The 1,574-nt window shown below is 71.2% G+C and carries 2 protein-coding genes; one reads left to right on the forward strand and one right to left on the reverse strand.

Features of this window, described 5'->3' with window-relative positions; genetic code table 11:
* Positions 1-909 (forward strand): ergothioneine biosynthesis PLP-dependent enzyme EgtE (egtE, locus tag ASJ79_RS23660; RefSeq protein ID WP_067960671.1); only part of this gene is annotated, 909 nt, incomplete at its 5' end.
* Here the strand turns inward: egtE and ASJ79_RS23665 are convergent.
* Positions 899-1,574: cytochrome P450 (locus tag ASJ79_RS23665; RefSeq protein ID WP_156448606.1), on the reverse strand; the 676-nt coding region annotated here is incomplete at its 5' end. The genes egtE and ASJ79_RS23665 overlap by 11 nt on opposite strands.

The following is a 1,574-nucleotide window of genomic DNA, read 5'->3' on the forward strand; positions in this document are numbered from 1 at the left end:
CTCGACGCGGGCCGCGCCGCGGTGCGGGCGCTGACCGGCATGCCCGACGCCGCAGTGCACTTCACCACCGGGTCCAACCACGCGCTGGACGTCCTGCTGCGGGACTGGCCGGGCGAACGCACGCTGGCCTGCCTGCCCGGCGAGTACGGCCCCAACCTTGCGATCATGGCGCGCAACGGTTTCCGTGTCGAACTGCTCCCGGCCGACGAATTCGGCAGGCTCGACGTCAACGCCGTCGGGGCCGCGCTGTCGTCCCATCAGCCCGCGCTCGTGCACTTGACACTGCTGGGCAGTCACCGGGGGATCGTGCAGCCGGTGCACGACATGGCGTCGGCCTGCCGTGGGTACGACATCCCGCTGATCGTCGACGCCGCACAGGCTTTCGCGCACCTCGACATCGCGGGCGTCGGCGCCGACGCGCTGTATGCCTCATCCCGGAAGTGGACGGCGGGGCCCCGCGGGGTCGGAGTGCTGGCGACCCGACCGGGTCTGCTCGCCGCCGACACCGTCGCCCGGCTGAGCCACGCCGAGACGAACGTCGGTCTGCACGTGGGATTCTCGGTTGCGGTAGGGGAACACATGGCGGCCGGTCCGGCCGCGGTGCAGGCACGGCTGCGCGAGGTCGGCGCCGCCACCCGCACCGCGCTGGTCGACGTGCCCGGCTGGCGCGTGGTCGAACACGTCGACGAGCCGAGCGCCATCACCACGCTGGAACCCACCGACGGTGCCGACCCGGCCGACGTGCGCGCCCGGCTGATCGCCGAACACCAGATCGTGACGACGTATCTGAGCACCGAGCGTGCGCCGCGGGAGATGACCCATCCCGCGCTGCGGGTCTCGCCGCACGTCGACGTCACCGAGGCCGACCTCAAGAACCTGGCCGAAGCGCTCATCGCCGTCACACGTTGAGCGCGGCGCTCAGCCGCACCGGCATCCTGCGGACCCCGGGCACCATCGTGGCCTGCATCCGCAGCACGTCACCGTCGAGGTCGATGCGGTCGAACCGGGTGAGCAGTTCCTCGAACAACACCCGGGCCTCCAGGCGGGCCAGTTGGGCGCCGAGGCAGGAGTGTTCGCCGCAGCCGAACGCCACGTGCGGATTCGGGTGCCGGGTGATGTCGAGCTGTTCGGAGGTCGGCCCGAAGACCTCCTCGTCGCGGTTGGCCGAGCCGTAGAGCATCGTCACGTACTGGCCCTCGCGGATCACCCGTCCGCGGATCTCGACGTCGCGGGTGGCGCAGCGGGTCATGTTGGCCACCGGGGAGGTGTACCGCAGCAGTTCCTCGACCGCCGACGGCACCAGGTCGCGCCGGTCCCGCAACAGCTGGAACTGGTCCGGGTGCTCGATCAGCGCCAGGGTGCCGAGCGCGATGAGGTTGCGGGTCGTCTCGTTGCCGGCCACCAGCAGCAGCAGGCAGAACTGCAACAGGTCCTGATCGCTGAGCCGGACGCCGTCGACCTCGGCGGCCACCAGGACGGACAGCAGGTCGTCGGAGTCGCGGAGCGTGCCGGTGCGGCGACGGGCGATCTGGGCCTGGAAGTACTGGTACAGCTCGCCCAGCGCGGCGAAGGTG

This window comes from Mycobacterium sp. NAZ190054, from assembly GCF_001545925.1.
Taxonomy (GTDB): domain Bacteria; phylum Actinomycetota; class Actinomycetes; order Mycobacteriales; family Mycobacteriaceae; genus Mycobacterium.